The organism is Thauera butanivorans NBRC 103042 (assembly GCF_001591165.1).
Taxonomy (GTDB): Bacteria; Pseudomonadota; Gammaproteobacteria; order Burkholderiales; family Rhodocyclaceae; genus Thauera; species Thauera butanivorans.
In genome coordinates this window covers 1-26,493 of sequence record NZ_BCUG01000025.1, presented here as the reverse complement: position 1 = coordinate 26,493, position 26,493 = coordinate 1, and the positions used below count along the sequence as shown (strand labels likewise).

General features: G+C 66.9%; 27 protein-coding genes and 1 tRNA gene. 8 read left to right on the top strand and 20 right to left on the bottom strand.

From position 1 onward, the window contains the following. Positions 1–33: 33 nt before the first annotated feature. The 4 genes from TBU01S_RS11895 (at position 34) to TBU01S_RS11880 (ending at position 4,292) form a co-directional block, all read left to right on the top strand. On the top strand, positions 34–303 hold the full coding sequence (locus TBU01S_RS11895; protein WP_068636848.1) for an HPr family phosphocarrier protein: 270 nt from the start codon (positions 34–36) through the stop codon (positions 301–303). A 2-nt stretch (positions 304–305) separates the two neighbouring features. Further along, positions 306–2,036: a phosphoenolpyruvate--protein phosphotransferase gene (gene ptsP, locus TBU01S_RS11890; protein ID WP_068636847.1), complete on the top strand. Its 1,731-nt coding sequence runs from the start codon at positions 306–308 to the stop codon at positions 2,034–2,036. 89 nt (positions 2,037–2,125) lie between these two features. Further along, positions 2,126–2,200 (top strand) — tRNA-Gly (locus TBU01S_RS11885). A gap of 238 nt (positions 2,201–2,438) precedes the next feature. Beyond that, positions 2,439–4,292 carry a tyrosine-type recombinase/integrase gene (locus tag TBU01S_RS11880; protein WP_068636846.1) on the top strand — a complete coding sequence of 618 codons (1,854 nt, stop codon included), beginning with the start codon at positions 2,439–2,441 and terminating at the stop codon, positions 4,290–4,292. A 47-nt stretch (positions 4,293–4,339) separates the two neighbouring features. On the opposite strand, the gene TBU01S_RS11875 is transcribed toward TBU01S_RS11880, so the two are convergent. Continuing rightward, positions 4,340–4,966, bottom strand: a complete 627-nt coding sequence (locus TBU01S_RS11875; RefSeq protein ID WP_068636845.1) for a LysR substrate-binding domain-containing protein — start codon at positions 4,964–4,966, stop codon at positions 4,340–4,342. A 105-nt stretch (positions 4,967–5,071) separates the two neighbouring features. Between TBU01S_RS11875 and TBU01S_RS11870 the strand changes: the two genes are divergently transcribed. After that, positions 5,072–5,371, top strand: a complete 300-nt coding sequence (locus TBU01S_RS11870; protein ID WP_068636844.1) for a helix-turn-helix domain-containing protein — start codon at positions 5,072–5,074, stop codon at positions 5,369–5,371. 26 nt (positions 5,372–5,397) lie between these two features. On the opposite strand, the gene mobH is transcribed toward TBU01S_RS11870, so the two are convergent. From mobH to TBU01S_RS11855, 3 genes are all read right to left on the bottom strand, one after another. After that, a complete protein-coding gene (gene mobH, locus TBU01S_RS11865; RefSeq protein ID WP_068636843.1) occupies positions 5,398–7,251 on the bottom strand; it encodes a MobH family relaxase in 1,854 nt (617 codons plus the stop codon). A gap of 202 nt (positions 7,252–7,453) precedes the next feature. Then, the gene (locus TBU01S_RS11860) at positions 7,454–8,374 is read right to left on the bottom strand and encodes a nucleotidyl transferase AbiEii/AbiGii toxin family protein (protein ID WP_013721904.1); all 921 of its coding nucleotides are present in this window, start codon (positions 8,372–8,374) and stop codon (positions 7,454–7,456) included. Further along, complete coding sequence (locus tag TBU01S_RS11855; RefSeq protein WP_013721903.1) at positions 8,367–9,125, bottom strand: type IV toxin-antitoxin system AbiEi family antitoxin domain-containing protein; 759 nt, start codon at positions 9,123–9,125, stop codon at positions 8,367–8,369. Before TBU01S_RS11855 ends, TBU01S_RS11860 begins: the two co-directional genes overlap by 8 nt. A gap of 229 nt (positions 9,126–9,354) precedes the next feature. Here TBU01S_RS11855 and TBU01S_RS11850 point away from each other — a divergent pair, with 229 nt between their 5' ends. Continuing rightward, positions 9,355–9,723 carry a DUF3742 family protein gene (locus tag TBU01S_RS11850; RefSeq protein WP_011805400.1) on the top strand — a complete coding sequence of 123 codons (369 nt, stop codon included), beginning with the start codon at positions 9,355–9,357 and terminating at the stop codon, positions 9,721–9,723. 16 nt (positions 9,724–9,739) lie between these two features. Here TBU01S_RS11850 and TBU01S_RS11845 read toward each other — a convergent pair whose 3' ends face one another. The 16 genes from TBU01S_RS11845 to TBU01S_RS11770 form a co-directional block, all read right to left on the bottom strand. Next, positions 9,740–11,263, bottom strand: coding sequence for a conjugal transfer protein TraG N-terminal domain-containing protein (locus TBU01S_RS11845; protein ID WP_068636842.1), 1,524 nt, complete (start codon positions 11,261–11,263; stop codon positions 9,740–9,742). A 15-nt stretch (positions 11,264–11,278) separates the two neighbouring features. Further along, positions 11,279–11,632, bottom strand: a complete 354-nt coding sequence (locus TBU01S_RS11840; RefSeq protein WP_003140982.1) for a hypothetical protein — start codon at positions 11,630–11,632, stop codon at positions 11,279–11,281. Beyond that, positions 11,629–13,035, bottom strand: coding sequence for an integrating conjugative element protein (locus TBU01S_RS11835; RefSeq protein WP_062838311.1), 1,407 nt, complete (start codon positions 13,033–13,035; stop codon positions 11,629–11,631). Before TBU01S_RS11835 ends, TBU01S_RS11840 begins: the two co-directional genes overlap by 4 nt. Positions 13,036–13,045: 10 nt before the next feature. After that, positions 13,046–13,990 (bottom strand): TIGR03756 family integrating conjugative element protein, encoded by a 945-nt coding sequence (locus TBU01S_RS11830; RefSeq protein WP_003292117.1) that lies wholly within the window; start codon positions 13,988–13,990, stop codon positions 13,046–13,048. Further along, a complete protein-coding gene (locus TBU01S_RS11825) occupies positions 13,987–14,436 on the bottom strand; it encodes a TIGR03757 family integrating conjugative element protein (protein ID WP_068636841.1) in 450 nt (149 codons plus the stop codon). The genes TBU01S_RS11830 and TBU01S_RS11825 overlap by 4 nt, the downstream gene beginning before the upstream one ends. A gap of 164 nt (positions 14,437–14,600) precedes the next feature. Then, positions 14,601–15,095, bottom strand: a complete 495-nt coding sequence (gene radC, locus TBU01S_RS11820; protein ID WP_044305285.1) for a RadC family protein — start codon at positions 15,093–15,095, stop codon at positions 14,601–14,603. Between the two features lie 195 nt (positions 15,096–15,290). Then, positions 15,291–16,034 carry a DsbA family protein gene (locus tag TBU01S_RS11815; protein ID WP_068636840.1) on the bottom strand — a complete coding sequence of 248 codons (744 nt, stop codon included), beginning with the start codon at positions 16,032–16,034 and terminating at the stop codon, positions 15,291–15,293. Positions 16,035–16,047: 13 nt separating this feature from the next. Next, positions 16,048–18,936: a conjugative transfer ATPase gene (locus tag TBU01S_RS11810; RefSeq protein WP_068636839.1), complete on the bottom strand. Its 2,889-nt coding sequence runs from the start codon at positions 18,934–18,936 to the stop codon at positions 16,048–16,050. Then, the gene (locus TBU01S_RS11805) at positions 18,936–19,370 is read right to left on the bottom strand and encodes a TIGR03751 family conjugal transfer lipoprotein (RefSeq protein ID WP_068636838.1); all 435 of its coding nucleotides are present in this window, start codon (positions 19,368–19,370) and stop codon (positions 18,936–18,938) included. Before TBU01S_RS11805 ends, TBU01S_RS11810 begins: the two co-directional genes overlap by 1 nt. Beyond that, positions 19,351–20,784, bottom strand: coding sequence for a TIGR03752 family integrating conjugative element protein (locus tag TBU01S_RS11800; protein WP_068636837.1), 1,434 nt, complete (start codon positions 20,782–20,784; stop codon positions 19,351–19,353). The genes TBU01S_RS11805 and TBU01S_RS11800 overlap by 20 nt, the downstream gene beginning before the upstream one ends. Next, positions 20,774–21,688, bottom strand: coding sequence for a TIGR03749 family integrating conjugative element protein (locus tag TBU01S_RS11795; RefSeq protein WP_068636836.1), 915 nt, complete (start codon positions 21,686–21,688; stop codon positions 20,774–20,776). Before TBU01S_RS11795 ends, TBU01S_RS11800 begins: the two co-directional genes overlap by 11 nt. Further along, the gene (locus TBU01S_RS11790) at positions 21,685–22,377 is read right to left on the bottom strand and encodes a PFL_4703 family integrating conjugative element protein (RefSeq protein WP_068636835.1); all 693 of its coding nucleotides are present in this window, start codon (positions 22,375–22,377) and stop codon (positions 21,685–21,687) included. Before TBU01S_RS11790 ends, TBU01S_RS11795 begins: the two co-directional genes overlap by 4 nt. Beyond that, complete coding sequence (locus TBU01S_RS11785) at positions 22,374–22,784, bottom strand: TIGR03750 family conjugal transfer protein (protein WP_068636834.1); 411 nt, start codon at positions 22,782–22,784, stop codon at positions 22,374–22,376. Before TBU01S_RS11785 ends, TBU01S_RS11790 begins: the two co-directional genes overlap by 4 nt. Before the next feature lie 12 nt (positions 22,785–22,796). Then, positions 22,797–23,165: a TIGR03745 family integrating conjugative element membrane protein gene (locus TBU01S_RS11780; protein ID WP_021248605.1), complete on the bottom strand. Its 369-nt coding sequence runs from the start codon at positions 23,163–23,165 to the stop codon at positions 22,797–22,799. A 22-nt stretch (positions 23,166–23,187) separates the two neighbouring features. Beyond that, positions 23,188–23,427, bottom strand: coding sequence for a TIGR03758 family integrating conjugative element protein (locus TBU01S_RS11775; protein WP_068636833.1), 240 nt, complete (start codon positions 23,425–23,427; stop codon positions 23,188–23,190). Then, positions 23,424–23,789 (bottom strand): integrative conjugative element protein, RAQPRD family, encoded by a 366-nt coding sequence (locus TBU01S_RS11770; RefSeq protein ID WP_023121134.1) that lies wholly within the window; start codon positions 23,787–23,789, stop codon positions 23,424–23,426. Before TBU01S_RS11770 ends, TBU01S_RS11775 begins: the two co-directional genes overlap by 4 nt. A 31-nt stretch (positions 23,790–23,820) precedes the next feature. Between TBU01S_RS11770 and TBU01S_RS25230 the strand changes: the two genes are divergently transcribed. Together TBU01S_RS25230 and TBU01S_RS11760 are read left to right on the top strand one after the other, a co-directional pair. After that, positions 23,821–24,213, top strand: coding sequence for a helix-turn-helix domain-containing protein (locus TBU01S_RS25230; RefSeq protein ID WP_023121135.1), 393 nt, complete (start codon positions 23,821–23,823; stop codon positions 24,211–24,213). A 58-nt stretch (positions 24,214–24,271) separates the two neighbouring features. Beyond that, a partial coding sequence (locus TBU01S_RS11760; RefSeq protein WP_068636832.1) for an SNF2-related protein occupies positions 24,272–26,493 on the top strand: 2,222 nt, incomplete at its 3' end.

The window sequence follows — 26,493 nt, the reverse complement described above, 5'->3', positions numbered from 1 at the left end:
TAGAGCGCAGAGGCAACACCAGGGGAGAACAGCATGCCGAGAGCCGAAGCCGAAATCATCAACAAGCTCGGGCTGCACGCGCGCGCGTCGGCCAGGCTGACGCAGCTGGCGAGCAGCTATCCGTGCGAAGTCTGGCTCGAGCGCAACGGCCGCCGGGTCAACGCCAAGAGCATCATGGGCGTCATGATGCTGGCCGCCGCCAAGGGCAGCACCATCACCATCGACACCGAGGGCGACGATGCCGACAAAGCGCTGCAGGAACTGCAGGACCTGATCGCGGACCGCTTCGGCGAGGGAGAATAGGCATGACCTTCGCCCTGCACGGCCTGCCCGTCTCGCAAGGCATCGCGATCGGCCACGTCCACCTGATCTCTCACGCGCTGCTCGAGGTCAACCACTACCACGTTGCCCCCCGCCACCTGTCCGACGAACTCGAACGCCTGGAGGACGCGGTCGCCACCGTCCAGGGCGAACTGATCGGCCTGAAGGCCGCTGCGACGACGGCCCAGACGCACAGCGAAGTCGGCGCCTTCGTCGACCTGCAACTGATGATGCTGGCCGATCCGATGCTGATCGACGCCGCCCGCCACCTGATCGAAACCCGCCGCTGCAACGCCGAATGGGCCCTGGTGCAGCAGATGGAACAGCTCGTCGAGCAGTTTCGCCAGATCGAGGACCCCTATCTGCGCGAGCGCCAGGCCGACGTCGTGCAAGTGGTCGAGCGCCTGGTCAAGGTGCTGCTCGGCCATCCCGGCCACCTGCCGCCCAAGCGCCGCGACGGGCTCGGCACCGTCATCGTCGCCCACGACCTGTCGCCCGCCGACACCATCGGCTTCCGCGACCACAACATCTCCGGCTTCGTCACCGACGTCGGCGGCCCCACCAGCCACACCGCGATCGTCGCCCGCAGCCTCAAGATCCCGGCCGTGGTCGGCCTGCACCACGTGCGCGACCTGCTGGAAGACGACGAACTGGTCATCGTCGACGGCACCCGCGGCGTCATCATCATCGACCCCGACGAGACCATCGTCGAGGAATACCGGCTGCGCCGCAGCGAACTCGAGATCGAGCGCTCCAAGCTCAACCGCCTGCGCGACACCCGCGCCACCACGCTCGACGGCGAAACCATCAACCTGCTCGCCAACATCGAAGGGCCGAAGGACCTGCCCGCGGTCAAGACCGCCAACGCCGACGGCATCGGCCTGTACCGAACGGAATTCCTCTTCATCGGCCGCGACGTGCTGCCCGACGAGGACGAGCAGTACGAAGCCTACCGCAGCGTGGTCAAGGCGCTACCGAACAAGCCGGTGACGATCCGCACCTTCGACGTCGGCGCGGACAAGGCGCTCAACGGCGCCCACGCCCGCTTCGAGCCGAACCCCGCGCTCGGCCTGCGCGCGGTGCGCTACTCGCTGGCCGAACCCCAGATGTTCCTGACCCAGTTGCGCGCCCTGCTGCGCGCCTCGGCCCACGGCAAGCTGCAGATCATGATCCCGATGCTGTCGCACGCGCAGGAAATCGACCAGTGCCTGGCGCTCGTCGACAAGGCCAAGGCCGAACTGCGCGCCGAGAAGATCAAGTTCGACGAAGGCGTGCAGGTCGGCGGCATGATCGAAGTCCCGGCCGCCGCGCTGTCGCTGGGCATGTTCATCCGCCGGCTGTCCTTCCTGTCGGTCGGCACCAACGACCTGATCCAATACACCCTCGCCATCGACCGCTCGGACGAAGCCGTGGTGCATCTCTACGATCCGTTGCACCCCGCGGTACTGAAGCTGATCGGCGCCACCATCTCGACCGGCGCGCGCTACGGCGTGCCGGTGTCGGTCTGCGGCGAGATGGCCGGCGACCCCGTCTACACCCTGTTGCTGCTCGGCATGGGCCTGCGCAACTTCTCGATGCACCCGGGCAACATCCTGGAGATCAAGCAGCAGGTACTGCGCGCCGACCTCGGCGATCTCGCCCCCAAGGTGCAACGCATCCTGAAGGCCGATGAACCGGCGCGCATCCGCGAGGCAGTGGAGCGGCTGGCCGGCTGAAGTGCTCATGCCGGCATTGCACTGGAAGGCCGGGAATCATAGAATGGCCGCCTCTTTCACGCCGGCCTTTCTGTCTGCCGGCCAGGCATGCGGGCGTCGTATAACGGCTATTACCTCAGCTTCCCAAGCTGATGACGAGGGTTCGACTCCCTTCGCCCGCTCCACCGCATCATTCTGCGGACTTCCGCAGAAGTCCAAGGGAGTCTGCAAGTCGTTGCCACACAAGGACTTTTCCTCTCTTTGACGTTCTGCCGTGGTCCACTGCGATCCGCCTACAGCCGGGACTTTTAAGTCCACAAACAAGTCCATTTTTGCGGGTGCGGCTGATTCCGGATTGTTGATGGAGGGGCGAGGTCGACGTGACCAGCATCTGGTTCCTGACTCATGTTCAGGAGCAAGAGCATGGCACTCTCAGACCTGGCCGTTCGGCAGGCCAAGGCAACTGGCAAGGCATACACCCTCCCTGACTTGGATGGCCTCTCCCTGGCCGTCACGGCTGCAGGGGGCAGGACTTGGCACTTCCGCTACTACTGGGCGGGCAAGCAGAAGCGGATGTCGCTCGGCACCTACCCGGAGGTGACACTTCGCGAGGCCCGCAGCCTGCGCGACGAAGCGCGCGCCCTGCTAGCCAAAGGCACCAATCCTCGCGTTCACCGCAAGCAGAAGCGCACCGCTGTCCGGCTCGCCGACGAGAACACCTTCGATGCGGTGTATCGCAAGTGGCTCAAGCATCGCGGGCTCAGCCTCAAGGAAGGCCGGCAGACGACCCTCTCGATACTTCCGCGCATCTTCGACAAGGATGTGCTGCCCGCCTTGGGCAAGCGGTCGGTCTATGAGATCAAGCGTCCCGACCTGTTGGAGGTGATCGCCAAGATCGAGAAGCGCAAGGCGCTCTCCGTCGCCGAGAAAGTCAGAACGTGGTTCAACCAACTGTTCCGCTACGCGCTGGTGATCGTGCCGGGCCTGGAGCAGAACCCCGCCGCCGATCTCGATGTGGTGGCGCTGCCGCTGCCACCCGTCAACCACAACCCGTTCCTGCGCATGGCCGAGCTGCCGAAGCTGTTGCAGCGTCTGCGCAGCTATCGCGGCAGGCGGCAGACCCAGCTCGGGCTGCGGCTATTGCTGCTGACCGGCGTGCGAACCGGCGAGCTGCGACAGGCGATGCCGGATCAATTTGATCTGGACCGGGGGTTGTGGATCATCCCGCCCGACGTCGTGAAGCAACTCCAGTTGGATATGCGCAAGAAGCGGCAGCAGCCGAAGGACATCCCGCCCTACATCGTGCCGCTGTCGATTCAGGCCATGGAGATCGTCCGGCACCTGCTGGATGAGTTCAAGCCGGCCCAGCGCCACCTGTTCCGGCACGACAGCGACTTGAAGAAGCGCATCAGCGAGAACACGCTCAATGGTGCGCTCAAACGCATGGGCTATCAGGAGCGCCTGACCGGACACGGTATCCGCGGCACGATGTCCACTGCGCTCAACGAGATCGGCTACCCGAAGGTCTGGGTGGATGCACAGCTCTCGCATGTCGATCCCAACAAGGTCAGTGCGACCTACAACCATGCCGAGTACGTGGAGCAGCGTCGCCGCATGATGCAGGACTGGGCCGATCGGCTCGACCTCTTCGAGCAGAACCAGGTCGAGGCGGCCAGCATGCCGCTCACCGTGCATCTGGAAGGCGTGCCCGCGTTTCCGAGTGAGCAAACCGCAAGCGCGCCCTCCGCGCCGGTTGCCGCTTCGCCAATCCTGCTCGTGACGAAGCCGGGCGACGCCATGCCGTTGGTTTCTGCCGCCGCACATCGGCTGCCGGCGGTTCCGCCCCCTCGATCGGCCGCGCCGCTGGTGCCTTCGGACATTCAGCGCGAGAGGATGGAACTGTTCGATGTCTTCGAAGCGCCGCACAACCTTCCCGTCGCTGCGTTTGCCAAGATGGCAGGCAAATCCCGCAGGTGGATCAGCTACGAGATCAAGGCGGGCAACTTGCTGGCGTTGAACGTAGGCAACCGCGGCCAGCGCGTGCCGGACTGGCACCTCGACCCACTCAAGCACGAGCTGATCCAGTCCGTCCTGAAGCTAACCAGGGGTGCGGACCCTTGGCAGATCTACCATGCACTGCTACAGCCGCGCTCGATGCTGCGGGGGCGTTCGGCACTGGAGGGCGTGACGGCCGGCAATCTCGACAAGCTCGTCATGGCCGTGAGCACAGCCGTGAAGGAAAGCGAATGGACCCCGCCGCGAGTCGGGGTCGCCTAGCAGCAGGAATGCGGGATCGTGGCGAAACCGCGATCCCCGCGCGTCCGTCAGGACACCAAGCGCGCGCGGCGGGCGAATCTTGCCTGGGTGTCCGACAAGGAAGCCTCGCGACGGAGCAGATAAGCCATCACGATCGTTGGTGCGCCGGCCAGCGGCCGCATGGCGATGCCTCGGCGTAGGTAGCTCGCCAGTCTCGCGGCGGGCGCAATGGTGATCCCGTACCCGGCGGCAACCAGCGTCATCACCACATCGAATGTCTCCACCGTTTGCTCCCGCTCCTGCAGCGCGTTCTCGAACACGCGCTGCACGGTCATGCGCCATGGTTCATCGGCCGTGGACTGCGAGCAGATCAAGGGCTGCTTGAGCACTTCCCCGCACGGCACTTCACGGTGGGCCAGCAGGTGGGAGCGCTTGGCCACGGCGACCGCCAGCGTGTCATGCCACAGCGGTTCGCATACCCAGCCAGGCCACTGCCGGGCAACCGCAGACAAGGCGAAGTCGAAGCCGTCGTCCGGCATCTCCGCGCCTCGACCGGGATCTGTCCAGCCGGCCAGGACGGCATGAGTCTCCGGCTCTTCGGCACGCTGCAGAGCGAGCACGTCGGCGAGCTGGGGAGGCACCCATTCGCCGAGGACGGCCATGCGAATTTCGGCGGTGATGTCACTCGATTCCACGTCCAGCTCCCCCAGGCGGTGAACTCGTGGCAACTGATCTCGAAGCCGTTGGATGAGTTAAGTTTAACGTGGTTTAAATCGTGACCGTGTTCGACGCTCTTGGCAATGCCAAAGCGTTCGATCCAAAGGGGCCGCCCCACCGGCACCACTACCTACGAAGCGGAACCAGCCATCGCGTTTGGGGCTGCCGTGCGGGAAGAAAGAACCAACCAGGGCATAGCTCAGGAAGCGCTGGCCCACATGGCCGGCATCGAACGGTCGCACATGGGCAAGATCGAGCGCGGCGAGCATGTGCCCACGCTCCCTCTCATCCTCAAGATTGCCCGTGCGCTGAAATGCAGTTCCGCCCACTTGATGACTCTGACCGAAGCCAAGCTGGCAGAGTCGGCTCCATCCGCAGATTGAAGCCGGCCCGCACAGCGGTCGCACGCCTACCCCTGATCGTCGTTGTCCTTGCCCCCAAGGGCTGAATCTTCGCGCTTTGCGGCCTCGTTGAGGAGCCGCAGGTATGGGTTGTCTGGCGGCGTCTCCCGGAACAGCGCCTCCGGGCTGGCGAGCAGATAGCCGTGCAGCCGGCGCGACTTGCGCGGCCCCGTGACTTCGCAGGTCCAGATGTTCAGCCCGCTCGGCTGCTTGCGGTGCTGCCCCAGCTTCTCAAAGCGCTTCTGTACCCACTGCCACCCCTCCAGCTTCTCCTGCTTGGCCAGCGCGGCGACTTGAAGGTACTCCTGCGCGTAGCGCTGGAACACGCCGGGGCTGACGAGATAGGTCGTACCGGCGACGGTATGCACCAGGGCCTTGGCGTCGTTGATGATGAGCTTGCGCGTCTGGATGCTCTGACGCAGCCAGGCCATGAAGTGCGCCCCGGAGGGCTCCGCGCGATCCTGGGAAGGCGCGAGGCCCATCTGCGGCGGGGGCACGGTCGAAGGGGCCGGCTCGGGCTCGGCAACAGGGGAACTCGGGATCTCCGGTGCCGTGGGTGGAGCGGTGTCGCCCAGCAGGTCGAGCAGCGCGGCCACGCCGGTGTCCATGGCTGCGGATGCGATCGGCGTCGTGCTCGCGGATGCAGCTTCGATGCCTTCCGCGCGCGGCCCATCGGGCACCGCCGGCGCCTGTGGCGTCGGCTCCGCTTGTTCCTCTTCGACCTGCACACGGCCTGCGAACGGCGCCGGCCGGTCGGCGGCATCCCAGATCATCGCTGGCGAGAGTTTCAGGAAGGTGAATGCGTGCGACCAGCCCGCGTCGCTGGTGACGGTAGCCTTCCAGATCGCCTTGCCATCCGGCGCCGGTTGCACGATGCCGTGATCCTGCAGCACGTTGAACACCGCCGTATTGCTGGCCGGGATGCCGTCGATGCCCTGTGACAGCAGATGTGCGCGCAGCTTGTCGGAGACGGTCTTGCTCACCAGCCACAAGGCGTCTTGGGTCAGCCAACCGTCCGCCGGGCCGGCCTGGTTCAACTTGAACGCTTCCTTGAGCAGGTAGCGCAAGCCGTCGAGCAATTTGCGTTGCAGCGCATGCTTGGGCGCCGCCAGCGCCTTGCTGGGATCGCCGCCGAGTTCCTGGGCGACCGATGCCTGGTCGGCCTGCACGACCAGCTCGCCGAGTGTGCCGGCGTGCTCGTACTGGCCGGCCAGCACGTACAGCAGCGCGGCCCAGAGGTCGGGATAGCCGCTGAGCCAGTCGAAGATGTCCCGATCGAGAAGGCGCGCGTAGAGCAGCCCGGTGGCGGCGCTGTGCAGGCGGTACTCGCGCTCCTTTCGGTAACGGAAGCGGTAGGGCTTTCGCAGCGGGCCGTGCCAGGGATGCCAGACGCTGCCGTCGGCATGTTCGACGTGCAGATCGACCGCAATCTTGCCGATGTCGTGCAGCAGGGCCGCGTAGGCCGTGCCTGCGGTCCAGGCTTCGGCCTGGGCCGCCTGTGCCTCCGGCGTGACGCCCGCAGGCAGCAGGTATGACTGCCGCAGCTTCAGCGCATAGGCGACGATCTCCAGGCCGTGGTCCAGCATGCCGCCCGGATAGGCGTGGTGGTGGTTCTCGGAGGCCGGGAACTGCTGGACCAGCTCGGCGTAGCGCTCCAGTGGGGCGAGGTAGAGCGTGGCGAACTGCCGGCGCGAGAGCGATGTGCGCTGCCAGATGTGTTCCAGCAGTTTCTGCCGGCGCGGCGTGGCCAGCAGCGATGCGGCCGACTCCGGCCGCATCGACCCTTTCGGAGTTTCGATGGCGGAGGTGGGCGGCGTGCCGGCGGTGGGTGGCACCCGTTTGCGCTGGAACAGCGAGAGCATGACGAACCCCGGATGACGGGCTGCTCGGGGCGCCTTTTGGCCATTTCAGGATAGGGCCTTTCCCCTTGGCACCCTTCCTTTGCCCCTTCCCAGCCCTTTGGCCTTTGTCGGAAGCCTTTGGGTATAGGGCCGCTGCTTCGCGGGTGCCACGATGAATGCGGCATGGGGCAATCCCGGCAAGTGGGGCGCTGCGGGACGTTCGTCAGCTCTGGCCCAAGCCGGTGTCGAGGGCGGCGGATTGCGCTGCGAAGTCGTCGGGACGGCGCTTGCGGAAGGTTTCGAGATTGGCGAGCTTCCAGCGCAGTGCCGGCAGTTGCGCGGCGTGCTGGCATTGCACCAGCGACCAGTCCGGTTCTGCGCGCGCCAGCCCGCTCAGAAACTGCTTGTGCGCGGTGCTCAGTCGCTGTGGCAGCTCGCGCCGCACCCTGGCGCGAGCGTCGAGCAGTGTTTCCAGGGAGCAGCCCACTTCGGTCATGCCGACAAAGGCCCGCTCGTACTCGCCGGCGATGTCCTTGTCGTTACCGAACAGCACTTCGTGGGGCGGCCGGTTGTGGCCCGCCAGATAGATCACGAAGCACTCGACCATGCCGTCGCTGATGTCGCCCGATTCGTAGAGCTGCCACACGTCGAACAGGTCGCGGGGGTGCTGCCGATCCAGCGCGGCCACCAGCTTGCTGGCGTACAGCTCGTCCGGTGCCAGAACCGGCAGCTCGAACTCGACGCCGAACAGATCGCTGGTCTTTGCGCTCAGCGGCCGCCGCTCGACGGGCAGCACGCTGCCTCGGAACACGACGTTGACCTCGATCTTCACCTGGCTGGCGTCGTTCTCGACGATCAGCTTGGTGTCTCCCAGGTCCTTGGCGCGAACCAGGCGTGTCTGCACGCCCAGTGGCGCAACGCGCGTGGCGATGGCGGCCAGCTCCTGGTTGATGGCTTGCAGCGCTTCGTCGCGCGGCGTCTGCCACGGGAGGTACACCACGTCGATGTCCACCGAAAGGCGCGGCATGTCCCGCACGAAGAGGTTGATGGCCGTGCCGCCCTTCATGGCGAAGATGTCGTTGGCGAACACGTCGGGCGCGACGGCCAGCAGCAGGCGAACGGTGTCCGCGTAGGTCTTATCCATGAGGTCTCAGGCTCAGCAAGGTGCCGTCATCGAGCCGGCTCATCCAGCGCGTGTTGCTGCCGGTGCGAACCGGGTACTGCTCCAGCAGGGCATCGACATCCACGAGGCTGGTCTCGCGCGCCCAGGTCAGGAACAGGCGCACGGCCTTCACGCTGGCGCAGCAGGACAGCAGTTGCCCGAGCAAGTCCTTGCGGGGGGAACGCAGTCCATCGAAGAGGTTGCGGGCCTCTTCGAGGCTCTGCTTGACGCCGGCTTCGTACAGCAGCTCCAGCACGGCACGCTCGGGGGCTGCCACCCGCAGATCCTCGGGCAGGCCAGGCGGCGTGGTCAGGGTCTTGCCGGCCAGCGCCGTGTCCGGCCAGTCGAACAGGCGGGCGTGGACGTAGCGGGCCGGAAAGCGCGAAGTGAACCAGGCCGGCAACGCGAAGCGACCGTCGCCCCACAGCACCAGCGCCTCCCGGCTGCCCAGGTTGTGCCGCACCCCCTGCAGGGCCAGGGCGCTCTTGCCGCCGACGTGCAGGCCGGGCACGCGCTGTTGCAGGAACTTCAGCGCACCGTAGACCCCGAACTCATCGTTCGGGAAGGCATAGACGCCATGGGCCAGGCGCACGAGCCACCCGCCGTCGGCATAGTGGGCGGCGAGCTGGGGCGACACCCCGAACTGGCTCAGGGTGGCAAGGTCGAACGGCGCCCCGCGGGGGAGTCCCGCCTGCAGCCGCTTGATTACCTGATGCCTAGAATTTCCATCCATGCTATAAAACTAGCACGGAATCCAATCAGTCACTAGAGCCATTGCAAGAACGTGCATGGAAAGTAGCATAAGGTTTGAGTTATCGTGCAGAATCTAATCGACCTGCGACCCGAGCCAACCCGACTCTGCCAGCCGCAACCCGCCCTCCTGATCGCGGTCTATGCTGGAGGGCAAGCCACGACCGGCCACTCCGCGAGGTGAGGCACCACTGAAGCCGAGGCATATGAGCATGACCACCAACACGCACAACGGGCGCTGGAGCCACCGGCTGGGCCGGGGGGCTGGCCGTGCCTGGCGTGGATACCTGCGCCGCGAGCAGCGTGTCGCCGGCTGGCTGGTGACGCGCGGGGTGCCCGCGAGCGCGGCGACGGCGGTGCTCTGGATCGTCAAGCTGGCCGTGCTTGGTGTGCTGCTCTACTCCGCGTTCTGGCTGGCGCTGCTGCTGGCCTTTGCAGGGATCGCTGCCTGGATGGTACGCAACGTCGATGCCGACGAAAGCAGTGATGATGACGAGCCTCAATGGCGAAACGGCCTGGACGGATACGGTCTCTACCGGGGCGAGGTACGCATTGACGGCGGCAGCGCGGACGACGAGTAGCTCGCCACTCTCGGCGCTACTTCGCCTTCGCTGCTTTGATTGCAAGGTCAGCGCCTTTGCCTCCCGCAGATTTGGCGCCATCGGTGGCTGCTGAGAGCATCTGCGAAATGTTGCCTACGCGGACACCAACCCACGCGAGCGCAGCTACCCAGAAACCCGGTAGCACGATGAACATCATCGCCATGACGAAGTTAAGGAGCATGTCGCCAAAGGCGTTGTTCAAACCGATCAACGGATCGAAGTTCGTGTGCGGCCTGTCCGCGCCAAACCCCCAGCCGTAGAGCGCGTCCAGGATCGTGCTGTCGATCCAGCGCGCGAGCTGGAACCAGAAGTCCACGAAGAACAGCGCGAACTGGACGCAGCTCACCGTCACCACCGTCTTCAGGTCGTAGGTGCCGATCAGCAGCACCAGCGGGATGCAGATGACGAGCGCCATCTTGAGCATCGTCAGCACCATCGGCAGCGCCTGGCGCACCACGTCCATCGCGGGAAAGAAGGCCAGCGAGCCGACGGTCAACCCCAGGTCGCTTGCGCCGCGCGTGACAACGTTCGGCAGCGTCTTGTCGATCTGGCTACCGTAGTCGGTGTAGACGGCGCCCTGGTTCATCTTCTGCTGTCGCGGTGAGACCACGGCGCGGATCACCGAGTCATTGACCTCGCTCTGCGACAGGAAGCCCACCCAGCGCCCGATGCGGGTCAGCAGGTCCGGGTCGACCTGTGCCAGCAGCCGGCTGCGCAGTCCCTGGCCGCCATCGGCCCACCACTGCCGGCAGGACGGATAGCCGCCGCCGCTGTCCACCTGTGCCAGCCCCGCATCGCGGGTCGCGTCGTAGGGCCAGGCCGTGCGTGGGGTCTTGGCGCGATAGGTGTCATAGAAGCCGGGCGTGTCGAGGAAGTAACTCGACCCGATCCAGGTGACGTCGTTCATCTGCTCGTCGGAGAGCGTCGGCCGGTTCATGAACAGCTTGGCGCGCGACGGCCCGTAGCAGTCGTGCGTGAAGTCGGCGACCTCCTGTGCCAGCACCGGATCGTCGATGCGCGTGGCATCCACATCCATGCGAATCTGACGCAGGTCCGTGCCGCAGGGAATCGCTGCCACCGCGGAGCCCGTCACGGCTTTCGACAGCGCGTGCATGAAGAACCACCACACCGGCACCAGCGCGCTCTGGTCGTTGAGCGCCGTGTAGACGTTGGACCAGCCCGTGTCGTTGGGCAGCGGGACGTTGACCTGGCATTGCGCGGAGCGCGTGGTGTCGAACCTGATCGTGGCGAGATCCACCGGGATGAACGGGATGCCGGCGAACATGATGACCACGATCGCCACCCATACCCGGTTCTCGATGCGCATCGACGACAGCACGCCCTTGTTGCCTTCGTCCGCACCTTCGCTGCGGGCCTTGAGCCACTCCTGGATCACGATGGCCACGAACGGCAGCGCGAACACGCCGCTGGCCACGAGAATGCTCCAGATGCCGTTGTTGACCACCCAAGCCACCAGGGTCAGGTAATACTCCAGGTAGTCCGTGGTGTAGAGCGTCATGCCTGCCTCCCGGTCTCAGCCGTGCCGCAACAGTTGGCTGACTTCCAGCGCGACCACGGCGATCACGGCCGCGATCGCCGTGCGCAGCAGGCGCTGATGCGTCTCGCGGGACGGCTCCCGCCGCAACAGGCGCCGACGCATCCACCACCAGCCGTAAGCCGTCGCTCCGTAGAGGCACAGCCGCCACACGAAGAAGTGGCCGGCGTGCGCCTGCAGCCAGTGCTGCCAGCCCTCGACGCCGCCGACCACGTGGATGCCGGCGATGTTCACCGCCACCGCGGCGGCGGCCACCAGCAAGGTCCACAGCAGCGCCACGCCGACGCGGCGGTTGAACAGCCATGGCAGCCGCAGCCAGGCCAGCCGGCTCATGGCGTACCGCTCCGCGGCTTCTGGACTTCCCGCAGACGGTCGCGTGTGGTGTCGCCCTCGAAGACGCCGCGCGAGCCGGCCGCGCGGGTGCTGTGGCGCTGGATGATCGCCATCGCCGAGTTGCCGGCCAGCGTGCGGCGCAGCTCCAGTTCGGTCTTGAGGTTGTTGATCTCCTGCTCCAGCGCGCTGTTCTCCTGGTCGACCGCCTGCACGGCCAGCTCGTTGGCAGCGACGTTCGGCTCCTTCTTGCCGGTCAGCAACGTGCGTTGCAGCAGCAGGGCCTTCTCCAGCACGCTGGACAGCGCCGCCTCGGACGCGAGGCGCCGGCCCAGCACGTCCTGGTCGGGTTCGTCACGCAGGGCCTCAATCACGCCGCGGGTGATCGGCAGCGAGCTGCTGCCGGCTGCGTCGAGATTGGCCAGCGTCGTCGGCCGGGCGCCCGTCACCAGTTCCTGCAGCGCCTGCAGCTTGGTCTCGTACTCTTCCTGGATCATTGGCGTCAGCCCGACGCCAGGCGTGGTCTGGGTCTTCGTGCAGTTTTCGCAGGTGCGCTGCTCGCGTTCGCCCAACACGCGGGTCGCCCAGTCCGCGGCCGCCTGGGGCGAGGACCAGGTTTGGCAGGTCAGGCGGTTGCCGCAGGCGCTGCGCGCGATCGACGAGCTATCGGTGGCGCTGCGCCCGTTGAGCAGGTTGTAGCCCGCTCGCGTCACGTCGCCGACCACCTTGATCGAACTCTGGCCGGAGCCGCCCGCGTTGCCGCCGCCGACCCAGGGCACGCCGTTGTTCCCTTTGTTGGACTCGGCTTGCTCGATGGCGGAGACGGCATCGGTGCTGCTGACCGCATCCCGCAGCGCCATCCCCTCGGCGAGTTGGTCCCAGCCGGCTTGGCCGCCGGCCATGTCCGCCATCCGATTGGCGATGGCGCGGCAGGTCATCTTCGAGCGGTCGAAGTCCATGCGTGCCTGGAGGATGCCGTTGGTCAGCAGGTTGTAGAGCCCCGGGTCGGCGCGCTGGATGATCAGGGCCGGCAGCGAGGCCACGGCGCTGGTGGCGTTCTGGATCACGTTGCTCATGATCGTCTGGAAGCCGTTGGTGATGCCGTTGAGCTGGTTCTGCAGCGTCGTGGTGATGCTCATGTCGCCGCAGATCAGGTTGCTGTTCCAGCCGATCCCCACGCCGATGCTCTGCATGTTGCCGGCACCACCCATCGACACGGCCCGGCCGCCGCCGATGCTGTAGAGCACGTCGTCGCCGATCACGCTGCCGCTGACGTTCACGCCATTGGGATCGATGCGCGTCTGCGCCCAGGCGACGCCGACGACCAGCGTGATGGCCGCCACGAGCAGCGTGGCCCGCAAGGGCGATTTCGCGCGGTGCAGGAAGTCAGGGAGGGAGGCGTTCATCGTGGGTTCCTCACATGAAATCGACGCTGCCGAGGAAGACCTGGCCACGGCGCCGGCAGCAGGAGTAAGGCCGCCACAAGGCCCAGGCGTAGTCGCCTTGCTGGGCCTGCACGCGGGTGCGGCTGTGCGGGAAGACCACGCAACTGTTCGAGAGCGTGGGCGTCAGCTCCTGCCACTTGCCCGTCGAGGCGTCGGTCTCCATCAACGCGCCGGCCGGCCAGTACCCGTCGCGGGCGTTGGCCAGCAGGGGCTGGTACACGTGGATCTGGCCGCGGCGCGTCACGATGTCGCCCGCGCGCTGCGCGACCACGGCGCCGCTCTTGTGGTCGTCGGTCTGGTGCAGGAAGCCACCGCGGGGATACACGTTGCCCCAGAGGTTCAGGCCGGTGCGCGTACCGATTTCGCGCCGGCCGGGGATGAGCGCTTCGGGGTAGAACGCTTCCGGGATGTTGTAGCGCCAGGCGATCGTGTCGAGCGTGCTCAGCAGATACGGCATGAAGGCCGTGCCCGCGCCTTCGCAGGTGTAGCCGGAGGCGCTGGCGAACTGGCTGAACACCATCCCGGCCGGATGGCCGATGACATCGGCGTTCTTAAACTTGGCGAGGTTGTTCTCGTTGTCGTGATTGGTCGTGCCGTCACCGCCAGCCTTGGCGCTCGGGTTGGGCATGCTCATCGCCCTGACTTCCAGCCACGGGTTCTCGCCGGTGTTCGAGTAGCTCGACACCACCGCATCGGGGACGTAGTGGCGCACCTTGACGGAGGTGCGAACCGAGCAGCCGAAGGGCGTGCAGTACAGCCAGTAGCAGATTCCGACCACGCGGTATTCGAGGCAGTCGGGGGACAGCGCCGACGAGACGATGGTGGCGGTGTCCAGGGCGAACGTCGACGTGGCCGCGCTCAGCAGCAGCGAGGCGGCGGTGGCGCGCAGGCGCCGGCGTGCCAGCAGGAGGCTCATGGCTGCGCGCTCCGGTAGGCGTTGATGCGCGCGACGGCGCGGGGCACGTCGGGCTCGCCGTAGACCACGTAGCGTCGATCGACCACCACGGCGGGAATCTTGGCGATGCCCAGTCCCCAGGCATCCGCGACACCTTGGTAGGCGTGGCCGATGCGGCGTTGAAGGGCCTCGCCACCGTCCTGCAACCGCTGCCGCACCAGGGCTGCAGCCCGTTGCGGGTCGGCCGGTAGGTGCGCGGCGAGTTCGACCTCGATGCGCGTGGCCTGGTCCAGCTCGATGATCCGCACGCCGGCCGGGGCCTGCACCGGATGACGGCTGTCGGTGACGACGAGCACATCGGCGGCCGCCGCGATGGGACCGAGCAGCGCGGCGCACAGTCCAGCGGCCAGCCGGGCGGCCAGGGGGCGCCGCGAGACGGCAGGAAGGTTGAGGGAATGAGCCGGCATGTCGCGCCTCCGCGGAGTCGATGCAGACTCGTAGTCGAGCGCAACGCAGATCAGGGGACGACAAAGAAACCGAAACCGGTCAGTCCCGATTTCCTGCGCACCGGCGAAAAGAAACGGGAGCCAAGGGCTCCCGTGGTGATGAAAGGAATGCGCGTGGGGTGGTGCTACAACAAGCCGGCTTCGGCGAACGAGTACGGGCTGCCCTTGCCGACGATGAAGTGATCCAGTACCCGGACATCGACGGTGGCCAGGGCGCTCTTCAGCCGCTCGGTGATCGCACGATCAGCGGCCGAGGGCTCGGTGTTCCCCGAGGGATGCTGATGCGCCAGGATCAGCGCCGAAGCGTTGAGCGCCAGCGCACGCTGGACCACCACCCTCGGATACACCGAAGTCTGGTCGACCGTGCCCTTGAACAGCGGCTCGAAGGAGAGCACCTGGTGCTGGTTGTCGAGAAACACGACGGCGAAGATTTCGTTCGGCTCCGCGACCAGTTTCAGGCGCAGGTAGTCGCGCACGGCGGCGGGACTGCCCAGCGCTGGACCGGCCTTGAACACGCGATTCTCCAGCAGGGTGATGGCCTGCCGGATGATCCAGTCTTCGTGCTGGGCGGCGATCAGGGTGAGCGACTCCGGGCGGGAGTCGGCGATGACGAGAGACATGGCGAACCTCCAATGGATGAGATCGGAGGGCGCCTGCCCCTGGAGGGCAAACCCTCCTGGGGACGATGGGGATGGAACAGGTGACGAGCGGGCATCCACCACCGCGGGTGCGGTGGCTGTTCGCGTCAAGGGATGCGATGCGAACGGGTTTCGATCAACGCGGACGAGCCGCGCCGCAGCCTTGAAGATCGATGGCTACCTGGGCATGTCACCGGCAACGCCGGCGGGCATGTCTGGGGAATGGGCGGGTTCGGCTGCGGTCGTGCTGCCGGCGGCGAGCAGGTCGATGGCCGACAGCAAGGCATCGCCTTCGACGGGGCCGTGCAGCAGGAGGGTCTTGCCGGACTCGCGGTCGCGCAGTTGCAGGGCCGGCGTGGCCGCGATGCCCTGCTGTGCTGCTTCCGCCGCCTGGGCACGGATGACCGCATCGGGGCGATCGCTGTCGAGACAACCCTGCATGGCTGGCGTGAGGTCGGGATAGCGCAGGCCCTCCGGCAGGCCCTGGCCGTCGCCACGGGTGTGCGCGTAGAGCCACGCCACGGCTTGCCAGAACGTGGCATGTCCGCCGGTCTCGCCCGCGCACTCGGCCAGGCGCGCCCCGGCAGTCGCGGCCGGCTCGTGCATGGACAGCGGCAGGTGGTGCCACTGCCAGTTCACCTCGGGGTGGGCGTCGATCCAGCGCTTGAGCGCGGGGAAGTAGGCCCGGCAGTACGGACACTCCAGGTCGGCGTACCCGACCACCGTGAAGCGCGCATCGGCACGGCCATACAGCCAGGGCGGGCCGGCCGGTTTCGACGCTTCAGACCCGGCGGCGGCCAGCGGCATGGGCTCGGTTGCCGGATGCGGCACGCGCAGCAGCATCCACGAGGCCACCGCAATCGTCGCCACGATCAGCAGACCGATCCAGGGATGACGGCGGGCGAAGGAAGGCATGCGCATCGTGTCGCTCCCGTCAGGCCAACGTGTCCAGCGCCAGGGGTTCGATGCCCCGCGCACGGTCGATCTTCTCGGCCACGCGGAAGGCGGCATCCAGCTCGCTGATGCCGTGCTGCTGCATCAACTGGAAGCGTTCGGCCTTCTCCTCGGGCTCGGTCATCGCCATCGCCAGGTAGAGGCTGGGCGGCACAGCGCGGAACAGCACTTCCATCGACTTGGACAGGATGACGCCCTCGCTGAACTTGCCGGCCTCCTTGCGGGCCGAGAGCATCAGCGCCTTCTGCGAAGCGTTGAGTTCGCGGAAGCGCGCGATCTTTTCGACTTCATCGGGCGGCATCGACAGGCAGATCCACCACTCGATCATGTTGAGCATGGGCTCGGCCGCTTTCGGCAGGTCGTCCAGGTTCTGCGTGGCGAGCCAGAACCAGGCGCCGAGCTTGCGCCACATCTTGGTGATCTTGACCACGTAGGGCGCGAGCAGCGGGTTCTTCGTGATGATGTGGCCTTCGTCCGTCACGTTGATGATCGGGCGGCCCAGGAACTGGTCGCGTTCGGCGATGTTGTTGACGGTGTTGATGAGCGAGATGTAGGCAATCGAGAGTTGGGCGTTGTAGCCCTCGCGCGCGAAGGTGGCGAGATCCACGATAGTGATGTCCGCCTCGGGCCACGGCGTGCCGGACCGGTCGAACATCTCGCCGTCCACGCCCTGGCAGAACATGTCCATGGCGTCGGCCATCTCCAGCAGCCGTGCGCGCCGCATCTCAGGCAGCGTGGCGTCGCGGGCGCGCTCGCGCAGCGCGTCGCGCACGTCGCGGGTCAGTACTGTGCGCTTCTCCGCTACGCAGCGCTGTGCCCCATCGAGAATGCACTGACGGATCAGGCTGCGGTCGGCGCGGGTCATGCGCGCTTCTTCCTTGTCCTCGCCGCCGGTGATCATCAGTCGTGCAGTGATCTCCAGCTCGCCGAGCACGTCGCGCTGCTCATCGCCTTCCACGACCATGCCGGCATCGGTCTGGTCTTCGTCGAGCGCATCGGCGTCCAGCGTCTGTACCTGGCTCGGCGTATCGACCAGGCGCCAGGCGTCGGCGAACGGAGCCAGACTGACGCCCGCGCCGGGCGCGAGCTTCACCCGATGCACGGTGAGGCCCAACCGTGCCGCGAAGTCGCCGAACAAGCCGAAGCTGTTGCCAGCCTCGACGATGAACAGGCGCGGCCGATAGATCGCCGTCACCTGATTCAGGATGTTGTTGAGCGTCGCGCTCTTGCCCGAACCCGTGGGGCCGAACAGGAACAGATGCGCGTTCATCTGCCGGTCGAGGCGGTTCAACGGATCGAAGGTGATCGGGCCGCCGCCGCGGTTGAAGAACGTGATGCCCGGATGCCCCGTGCCCTGGCTGCGGCCCCAGACCGGCGCCAGGTTCGCCGCGTGTTGCGCGAACATGAGCTGGGTGTACCACTGGCGCTTGTCGGCAGCCGGGTCGAACACGCACGGCAGCCAGCGTAGATAGCTGTTCAGCGGCGCTACCTCGTCCTCTTCGCGTACCGGTTGCAGGCCGGCGTTGAGCATCACGTTGACGAGCTGCAGGCCGCGCGCATCGAGCTGGGCCAGATCGCGGCCGCGCAGATAGAACGCCAGCGCGCCACGGTAGAGCTTGTGCGCGCTGCCGATCAGGCCGCGCGCCTGCTGCACGTCCTGCCGGGCCTGCTCCGAGGCCAGGGTCTCGCCGACGGCCTTCCTGGCGAGGTGGTTGAGGTGCGCCTCCAGCACGTCCTGGGGCGTGGCGACCAGCGTCAGGCACATCACCGTGTCCTCGGGCATCTGGTCGAAGAGCGCGTTCATGGCATCGCCGCCTTTGCGCGTCTCGCCCGTCAGATGACCGGTCGCCGGCGGTGTGCGCAGACGATCCATCACGATCACCCGATGCGGCATGTCGTCAAAGAACCACAGGCCGTTGGACACGTCCGACCGCGGCTCGCCGAAGAACAGGCGTTGCGCGAAGTCGGTGCCGCTGGCGAGTTCGAGCTCGCCCTCCTCCCGCTCTTCCGGGTAGCGGGTCAGCGCGTAGAAGCGTTCGCGGTCTTCGGCAGTGGCGCCGAGCAGGGTCGGATTCGGGTTGAACCAGCGCAGCAGCCAGGCGTGGATGTCCGCCGGGCCGAGCCGTCGGGCTTTCACGCCGGCATTGGCCAACCCGCCGGCGAGGCGGTCGCAGATCGTGGTCAGCGCCTGCTCGGGCGACTGGCCGCGCCGCGGGGCCGGGGCTGCGGACGTGCGGCGGTAGACCACCATGCGCACGCGCCGCACCTGGCCGCGCCACGGCAGGCGCGTCACCGTGGTGTCCTCGAACAGGCCACCCGGCTTGGCGATGGCCCGCAGGTGATGGGCGAAGAAGCGCAGGTAGAAGTCGCTGAACGCGCTGCCCTGCGCACGCGGCTGCAGATAGTTCGCCAGGGAGCGCAGGTAGTTGTCCCAGTTGGCCTCGTCCTGGGCGTAGAGCTGCACCACCCAGGGGTTGTCGTCCAACTCGTCGAAGGAGTCCTGCAGGGCGTTCTCCAGCGCATCGCGCGCCTGCCACAGCCAGGCCATCTCGCGGCCCTCGGTGCCGACCGGCGCCAGCTCGAAGAAGGCCGCCACCGACTGGCCGTCTTCCAGCAACATGCACTTGGTGTCGGGCAGGTACTCGACCCAGGGCAGCAAGTCCGCGAACGACGGCGCGACGCCATAGAGCGCATCGTGGTCGGCCTGGGTGGCCGGTCTGCGCCGGCCCCGGCCGAGCGCGCTGCCCGGCTCGGCGACACCCTGTGCCGCCAAGGCCGTCACGTGCCGTGCCCAGGCATCATCGGCCGCATCCACGGCGTCAGCAGGCGATGCGTCGCCCTTGCGTGACCGAGGCAGCGACCAGGCCATCAGTAGTCCTCCACGCGCTCACCCGGCATCGCGTACTGCACGCGCTGGTAGAGCGGGAACACCGTGCTGTAGCCGGGCACCGGCACCGGGTCGGTGCCCGCCAGGTGCGGGAACACGTACATCACCAGGTCGGGGTTCGGCAGGCGGTGGAACTGGCGGTAAATCTCGTTCTGCGCGGTACGGGTGTAGCGCGCCTGCACGCCGGGCGCCGCTTGCACATCGGCATCGGCCAGCGGCCGGCGCAGGCCTTGGCGCGCATCGAGCAGTTGCCGCGCGGCTTGGCCGCCGCCCGCGCTGCCGCCGGTCTCCTGATGCCAGATGTCGAGCATGGTGCTGTCGCCGTGTGGCAGCAGCTTCTCCTTGCTGGTGGCGCAGCCGCCGAGCAGGGTGACCGCCAGCAGCACGGCGGCCGCGTCAATCCAGATCCGAGGCATGGGCTTCTCCGGTGCGGTGGTGGACCCGACGCCCCTTGGCGTCGTAGTCGATGTCGAGCGGCTGCTCCAGATGCACGGCCACCTTGGCGCCCGGCTGCACGTAGACCGCCGCGAAGGCCTGGCCGTAGAGCTTGTTGACCCAATCGGCCATGTCGCGCACGCCGCCCGCGAGGATGCGGCCCATCGCTTCGTTGCCGCTGATGCCGACGGTGCCCAGCGAGCCGTTGCTGTTGGCGACCACGGCCACGCTGCCGTTGTCGGACTTGATGAGCGAAGCGGCGCCCGCGCCGGCCGCGGTGATGAGCGCCTGGCTGCCCAGGTACTGCTGGGCGTTGCTGCGCCGCTCGCCGCTGACGCAGGGAATGCCGTAGGGGTCGCTGATCCAGCCCAGACCGCCCTGGATGCTGGCGCCGTTGTGACCCGAGTTGCCGCCGCTGCTGCCGCCCTTGCCACTGTCCTCCGGCACCGTGCGGATGGTGCCGTCCTGGAACACGAACGTGACCGAGCGGATTTGCCCTCGCACGCACGAGAGCGTCCAGTCGCCCGAGGCCGTGCCGCTGACCACGGCGCCGGCCACGTCGGGGATGTCGATGCCGTTGGCCGTGAGGTTGTCCGGGCCGATCAGCACCTTGAACGGATAGGGATCGTTGACGGTTCCATCGATCGGCACGCGCCCGATCAGCGCCGTCATGGCAATCGACCCCATGAGCGTCGAGTTCGACGGCACGGTGTAGACAGCCTTCGTGGATGCGCCCACCGCGCGGCTGCCGACGTCGGCGACGGATTCCACTGCGGCCGACAGGCTTTTCTGGGCCGGCCCGAAGCTCAGGGGAAAGCTCGGCTCCTTGCTGCCGTTCTTGGCGTCGACCTTGGCATCATCGGGCTCGACCCACTGCGTGCCACTGGTGCCGCGGGTGAAGCGCTTGCCGTCACCTTCTTCCAGCCCCAGCCCGACGGGCAGGTCGGACGGGCCACCCTTGCCGGAAAGGCCGTCCAGCTGCCGCTGCAGATCCTGCAGCAGCCCCTGGGTCTGCTGCCTGTCGCTGGCCACCTGGTTGCGCTCCTGCTCCAAGCGGTTGCGCTCGCCTTCCAGCGCGCTCTGGATGCGCTGGTCGATCGCGCTTTCCCGCGCACGCAGGCGCTCGTTCTCGGCCTTGTGCTGCTTGTTGTCGCCGAGCGCGCTCTGCAGCTCGGTGCGCAACTGCTTCACCTGGGCCACCAGCGTGGCGACGGTATCGCGCGGCGTGTCGCCGGCGATGCCCAGGGCTTTCATCTCCTCGGGCGTGAGCGTACTGGTCGCGCCCTTGGGAGCGGGCTGGACGCCCGGGGCGCCGGAGAACAGCTTGATGCCGACGAACACCAGCAGCAGCGCCATCGGGATCAGCAGCCACTTGAGCAGCGGATTACTTTTCATCGCGCGCTCCCCCGGTCGGGCCGGCCGCGGCGGCCGGCGGCAGGTTCACAGTGGCGTCGATCGGGCTCAGCGCCGGCAGCAGCGACTCGGCCAGGCCGTGGCCGCGCGTGACCAGGTAGAGCACCGTGGTGTCGGACGGGGTGCCGGCCGGCCCCAGGTTCGGATGCTGGAAGGTCGCCGCCACGAAGTTCCCCTGCAAAGCGCGCGGGTCGAGGTCGAGCCAGCGCGCCGAGGTGTTGGTGAGGCGCACGGCCGTCACCCACTGGTCTTCCAGGCGCCACGCGGCCAGTGCCCGCGCATGCACCGGCAACGTCGGCAGCAAGGTGTCCAGCGCGAGGCCGCGCCGCAGGTTCACGCGCCCGATGCCGGCGACCGGCTCGACGGTGCGCAGCGGCGCGTACAGGTTCTGCGCGGCGTAGCGCGTCAGCACGACCGGTACCGGCGTTTCGCGCCGGGGAACGGATTTGTCTGAGGGCGCATCGGCCTGCTCGTCCGCGCCGCTTGCCGCACCGCCGCCGTAGCGCTTCGCGGGGGCTTCCGCTTCCACGATGCGCACCGGCTCCAGCGGCTCCTGGCCGTCCTTCGCCGGCTCGGCGGCGATGTCGAGCAGGATCAGCGCGCCGGATTCCACGTCCTGCAGTTGCAGCCGCGTGGGCGGAATCGGCTCGCTCGCCCGCAGGTAGATCGCGCCGCCCGCACTCTGCACGCGCAGGTGGTCGCCGACGCTGGCCGGCACGCCGACGCGCACATTGCGGTCGATGAAGACCACGCGCTCCTGGCCGACCACCAGCGGCACCGGCAGGGGCAGCCGCTCCCAGCGCAGGATTTCCACGGCCTGGCTGGCCGGCACGAAACCGAGGATCAGCAGGACGCCGGCCAGGGCCGACAAGGCAATGGGCTTCATGGAGAGTCTCCCTGCAGGTGGCCGGAGGCGTTGGCGGGCGCGACGGCCTGGGTCGGCGTCGGCGGCGGTTCGATGCGCTGGGGCGCGCTGGCGTAGCAGTCCAGCGCCAAGCCAAAGGGGTTGCGCTCAGGGTCGATGTCCAGCCGGACGACCTTGATGGGGTAGCGCACCAGGGCGCGCTTGACCTGCTCGGAGCCGTAGTATTCATCCGCGCTCACGTCGAGCGTGACGATCCAATCGCGGTCGGAGATCACCTTGACGCGCGCGGCCGGATCATCGCCGTAGCCGCGGCCGGGAATCTCGTATATGCCGCGCACGCGCTGACGCAGCTCGCCACTGGCGCGCCGGTACTCGTAGTCCTGCTGCAGGAAGGCCCGGCAGCTCGGCGTCAGGTAGGCCGACAGCGCGCGCAGGTTGCGTGGATAGTCTTCTTCGCCGTTCGTGGGCCAGCGCTGCACCTGCTGCCAGATGTAGAACGAGAAGGCATACACGCTCTCGGGCGGCACGTCCCACCACTTGCGCGTGCTACCCGAGCGCAGGTCCGGCGGCACATGGATGGTGAGACTCTTCGGCGCACTCCACCAACCGAAGCCGAGCAGCAGCGCCACCACGAACAGCGCGCCGGCCCCCAGGCGCAGCGTCTTCACATGCGCCTGCAGGTGCGCAATCTCATTCTTGAAACGGCTCATGGCGCCCCTCGATCGGAGTTGCGCCGGGTCGTCCAGTAGCCCGAGCGGGTGATGAGGCGCGGGCCGCCCAGGAGCGCTGCCAGCGCCGGATGCCGCAGGGCCAACCGCCACTGGAGCTGCCGGTACAGCCAGGTGTCGGGCCGACCGCGCTTCTGTGCGCGCAGGAAGCCACCGCCGACGAAGACGCCCAGCGCGATGCCGGCGACGATCAGCGTGGGCACCATCGCGATGCTGTGCGTGAGCCAGGCCAGCGGCAGGCCGAGCGTGAACCCGGCTGCGGCCGACAGGCCGGCGCAGATCCACAACTCGTCGGCGGTCAGCCCGCGCACGACCACCGGCTGGCGGTTCAGCCGGTGCGGCAGGAAGGTCACCAGCGTGTCGCGCGGGGTCTCCGAAGGAACGGCCATCGCTTGCCGCCCTCACAGCACGCCGGTGGCCTTGGTGAGCAGCCAGATGCCGACCACCAACAGGATCGCGCCCACGGCGACCGTCAGGCCGAACTGGCCCCAGGTGGCGCGGCCGGTGTGGATCTCCGAGTAGCGCGTGTAGGCGTGATAGCAGACACCGACGAACATCGAGGCGACCACGAGCAGCGCGATCAGCAGCACGATGTCGTAGCCGTAGTTCTGCAACGTCTGCAGGATGCCGCTGCCCTGGCCGCGCGAAGGGTCCTCCATGGTCGGCAGGCCCTGCGCGAAGGCCGACAGCGGCAGGCCCGCGAGCGCCAGCGGCAGCAGCGGAGCGGCGATGCGGGACGGAATGCGATGGGGTGTCGGAGGCATGTTCATGGCGTATGGCCTTTCGTGACGGTCAGGAGAGGAGGAAGAAGGTCAGCACCAGATACATCGCCACGAAGCGCACGACGACGGCGAGGAACTGACGTTCACTGATGCGGTGCTCGGCCCAGCCGACGTAGGCGGTGCGCATGGCCCACACGCCCCACAGCAGCAACACGGCGAACACGAAGCCCAGCACCACGGCAGAGACGACCGAAGGCGCAAAGCCGCCGTTGGCCTGGAAGGCGGCGACCTGATCGGCAGAAGGCGTCATGGCGACGGCTCCTCGTCGTCGGCGCGGTCGCGGCGGACGTAGTCGCCGGCCAGCGGGACGGGATCGCGCGGCTGGGCGCGCTGGGGCACGAGGTAGTCCTGCAGGCCGGCGCGAACGCGCTTAAGGTCGGCACGCAGCCGGGCGTAGTCGAAGTGGTAGCGGGCGCGTTCCTGCGGAGCGGTATGGGCGGCGTGCTCGGCGAGGCGGTCGATCAGGTCGAGCTGGCGGGCGAGCGCGGCGAGCTGCTCACGCTCCGAGGCGAGGCTGTCGGCAGCGGCGGCAGGCGGCAGCGCCGAGAACGACACAGCCAACACCACGGCCAGCGCAGGCCATGCGGATGTGCGGCGGTTGGTCTGTCCCATCGTGCCATTCCCCGTTGAAGCGGATGGCCAGATGCTGTGGCGCGCTCTCGCTTTGCGCCGCAGGGAATGGGAACTACGGCATGACCGGATTTGTTGGTCGCGTTGGCCGACATTCGCGCAATGCCTGGTGGATTTCTTGTTGGCTAGCGCCTACCACCCTTTGGTAGAATTGAGCAAACTTGGCAATCCAAAGTCACGAAAGACCAAACCATATGGTTTTCAGATGAGTGAAGTCGAGAGCGAGATCCTCACGCTGGAGGAAGTTGCGGCCTACCTCAAAGCCGGCAAACGGACGGTCTATCGCCTTGCCCAGAAAGGAGAGATTCCGGCGTTCAAGCTTGGGGGAACCTGGCGCTTTCGCCGCTCGGAGCTGGATCGGTGGATCGCCGAAAGCATCAACAAGAAGAAGCCGGAGGCCGAGTGAGCGCGGACCATGCCAGCCGCCGAATCACGCTCGGGGAAGAACAAGGGGAGGATCGCCGTTGACGACACAGCAGCTTCTGACGCCGCACCAGAGCCAGTACTTTGCTTGGCTGCTGACCAGGCGTGCAGCAGGCGACTCGGTGGAGTCGCTGGCTTCGACCTTGGTCGATTCGCAGGTCGATCTGAATCCCCATCAGGTCGAGGCCGCGCTCTTCGCTTGCCGCAACCCCCTCTCACGCGGCGTGATCCTCGCCGACGAGGTTGGTCTGGGCAAGACCATCGAAGCCGGCTTGGTCATCTCCCAACGCTGGGCGGAACGGCGGCGGAAGGTGCTCATCATCGTTCCGGCGAACCTGCGCAAGCAATGGCATCAGGAGCTGCAGGACAAGTTCGGCCTGCAAGGGCTGATCCTCGAAGCCAAAAGCTACAACGCGATCCGCAAGCAGGAGCAGCGGAACCCGTTCCTGTTCGCCTCCGGTCCGATCATCTGTTCCTACCAGTTCGCGAAGGCCAAGGCTGACGATGTCAAGGGCATCGACTGGGACTTGGTCGTCCTCGACGAAGCGCATCGCCTGCGCAACGTCTACAAAACCAGCAACGTCATCGCCAAGACCCTCAAGGAGGCGCTGTCGCGCGTTCACTCCAAGGCGCTCCTGACCGCGACGCCGTTGCAGAACTCGCTGCTCGAACTCTATGGGCTGGTCAGCTTCATCGATGACCGGGTGTTCGGAGACCTTGATAGCTTCCGCTCGCAATTCACTGGCAGAGAGCAATCCTTCAGCAGCCTGCGTGACCGGCTGGCCCCCATCTGCAAGCGCACCCTGCGCAAACAGGTTCAGCCCTACGTGTCGTACACAGCGCGCAAGGCCATCGTCGAGGAGTTCACGCCGTCGAGCGAAGAGCAGGAACTTTCCAGGCTCGTCGCCGATTACCTGCGCCGCCCCAACCTCAAGGCCCTGCCCGAGGGGCAGCGACAACTGATTTCGCTCGTGCTGTGGAAGCTGCTCGCCTCCAGCACGCACGCGATTGCGGGTGCGTTGGAGACGATGGCCAAGCGTCTCCAGGGTGTGCTGAATGAAACTCCCGTGGTTGCCGATCTCGCCGAAGAACTGGACGAGGACTACGAGTCGCTCGACGAGACCGCCGAAGAATGGGAAGACCAGGAGCAGGGAACAAAGGCAGCGAGCCGCGCCGAGCGTGATGCCATCGCGCAGGAGATCGAGGAGCTGCGCCACTTCAGAACGCTGGCAACCAACATCCGCGACAACGCCAAGGGCAAGGCGCTGCTCACCGCGCTGGATCGCGCCTTCGCCGAACTGGATCGGTTGGGCGCGGCCCGGAAGGCCATCATCTTCACCGAGTCCAAGCGCACGCAGGAATACCTCCTCAACTTGCTGGCCGACACGCCATACGGCGACGGCATCGTGCTCTTCAACGGCACCAATAGCGACCAGCGTGCGCAGGCGATCTACAGGGACTGGCTGAAGCGCCACGAAGGCACCGACCGCATCACCGGCTCCAAGACCGCCGACACCCGTGCGGCACTGGTCGAGCACTTCAAGGAGCGTGGCAAGGTCATGATTGCCACCGAGGCTGGAGCCGAAGGCATCAACCTCCAGTTCTGCTCGCTCGTCATCAACTACGACCTGCCGTGGAACCCGCAGCGCATCGAGCAGCGCATCGGGCGCTGCCACCGCTACGGTCAGAAGCACGACGTGGTGGTGGTCAACTTCGTCGACCGCAGCAATGAGGCCGATGCACGGGTGTATGAGCTGCTGTCGCAGAAGTTCCAGCTCTTCGAGGGCGTGTTTGGGGCTAGCGACGAAGTGTTGGGCGCCATCGGTTCGGGCGTCGATTTCGAGCGGCGTATCGCCGAGATCTACCAGAACTGCCGAGAGCCCGAGGAAATCAAGTCCAGCTTCGAGCAACTCCAGCTCGACCTCTCCGGCGAGATCAACGAGGCGATGGTCAAGACGCGCCAGGTATTGCTTGAGAACTTTGATGAGGAGGTGCAGGAGAAGCTGCGCATGCGGGCCGACGACAGCCGCAACGCGCGCAACCGCTTCGAGCGGATGCTGATGGACTTGACCCGCGCCGAACTGGTTCATTGCGCCGCGTTCGATGACGACGGCTTCGATCTCCGCCACATACCGACTGGAGTCGAGCACAGCGGCCTCACGGGCATCGAGCTGGGGCGCTACGAATTGCCCCGCCGCTCCGGCGACGCGCACCTATACCGCATCAATCATCCGCTGGCGCGATGGGGCATCGAGCAGGCCAA

Excerpts from the sequence above, each read along its gene's own strand:
- TBU01S_RS11825 (WP_068636841.1), bottom strand. The coding sequence starts at position 14,436 with ATGCCGGCTCATTCCCTCAACCTTCCTGCCGTCTCGCGGCGCCCCCTG.
- TBU01S_RS11840 (WP_003140982.1), bottom strand. The coding sequence starts at position 11,632 with ATGAGCCGGCTGGCCTGGCTGCGGCTGCCATGGCTGTTCAACCGCCGC.
- TBU01S_RS11845 (WP_068636842.1), bottom strand. The coding sequence starts at position 11,263 with ATGACGCTCTACACCACGGACTACCTGGAGTATTACCTGACCCTGGTG.
- TBU01S_RS11805 (WP_068636838.1), bottom strand. The coding sequence starts at position 19,370 with ATGCCTCGGATCTGGATTGACGCGGCCGCCGTGCTGCTGGCGGTCACC.
- mobH (WP_068636843.1), bottom strand. The coding sequence starts at position 7,251 with ATGCTCTCGCTGTTCCAGCGCAAACGGGTGCCACCCACCGCCGGCACG.
- TBU01S_RS11770 (WP_023121134.1), bottom strand. The coding sequence starts at position 23,789 with ATGGGACAGACCAACCGCCGCACATCCGCATGGCCTGCGCTGGCCGTG.
- TBU01S_RS25230 (WP_023121135.1), top strand. The coding sequence starts at position 23,821 with ATGCTGTGGCGCGCTCTCGCTTTGCGCCGCAGGGAATGGGAACTACGG.
- TBU01S_RS11795 (WP_068636836.1), bottom strand. The coding sequence starts at position 21,688 with ATGAAGCCCATTGCCTTGTCGGCCCTGGCCGGCGTCCTGCTGATCCTC.
- TBU01S_RS11790 (WP_068636835.1), bottom strand. The coding sequence starts at position 22,377 with ATGAGCCGTTTCAAGAATGAGATTGCGCACCTGCAGGCGCATGTGAAG.
- TBU01S_RS11810 (WP_068636839.1), bottom strand. The coding sequence starts at position 18,936 with ATGGCCTGGTCGCTGCCTCGGTCACGCAAGGGCGACGCATCGCCTGCT.
- TBU01S_RS11800 (WP_068636837.1), bottom strand. The coding sequence starts at position 20,784 with ATGAAAAGTAATCCGCTGCTCAAGTGGCTGCTGATCCCGATGGCGCTG.
- TBU01S_RS11775 (WP_068636833.1), bottom strand. The coding sequence starts at position 23,427 with ATGACGCCTTCTGCCGATCAGGTCGCCGCCTTCCAGGCCAACGGCGGC.
- radC (WP_044305285.1), bottom strand. The coding sequence starts at position 15,095 with ATGTCTCTCGTCATCGCCGACTCCCGCCCGGAGTCGCTCACCCTGATC.
- TBU01S_RS11785 (WP_068636834.1), bottom strand. The coding sequence starts at position 22,784 with ATGGCCGTTCCTTCGGAGACCCCGCGCGACACGCTGGTGACCTTCCTG.
- TBU01S_RS11855 (WP_013721903.1), bottom strand. The coding sequence starts at position 9,125 with ATGGATGGAAATTCTAGGCATCAGGTAATCAAGCGGCTGCAGGCGGGA.
- TBU01S_RS11815 (WP_068636840.1), bottom strand. The coding sequence starts at position 16,034 with ATGCGCATGCCTTCCTTCGCCCGCCGTCATCCCTGGATCGGTCTGCTG.
- TBU01S_RS11870 (WP_068636844.1), top strand. The coding sequence starts at position 5,072 with ATGCCAAAGCGTTCGATCCAAAGGGGCCGCCCCACCGGCACCACTACC.
- TBU01S_RS11895 (WP_068636848.1), top strand. The coding sequence starts at position 34 with ATGCCGAGAGCCGAAGCCGAAATCATCAACAAGCTCGGGCTGCACGCG.
- TBU01S_RS11830 (WP_003292117.1), bottom strand. The coding sequence starts at position 13,990 with ATGAGCCTCCTGCTGGCACGCCGGCGCCTGCGCGCCACCGCCGCCTCG.
- TBU01S_RS11835 (WP_062838311.1), bottom strand. The coding sequence starts at position 13,035 with ATGAACGCCTCCCTCCCTGACTTCCTGCACCGCGCGAAATCGCCCTTG.
- TBU01S_RS11850 (WP_011805400.1), top strand. The coding sequence starts at position 9,355 with ATGACCACCAACACGCACAACGGGCGCTGGAGCCACCGGCTGGGCCGG.
- TBU01S_RS11880 (WP_068636846.1), top strand. The coding sequence starts at position 2,439 with ATGGCACTCTCAGACCTGGCCGTTCGGCAGGCCAAGGCAACTGGCAAG.
- TBU01S_RS11780 (WP_021248605.1), bottom strand. The coding sequence starts at position 23,165 with ATGAACATGCCTCCGACACCCCATCGCATTCCGTCCCGCATCGCCGCT.
- ptsP (WP_068636847.1), top strand. The coding sequence starts at position 306 with ATGACCTTCGCCCTGCACGGCCTGCCCGTCTCGCAAGGCATCGCGATC.
- TBU01S_RS11860 (WP_013721904.1), bottom strand. The coding sequence starts at position 8,374 with ATGGATAAGACCTACGCGGACACCGTTCGCCTGCTGCTGGCCGTCGCG.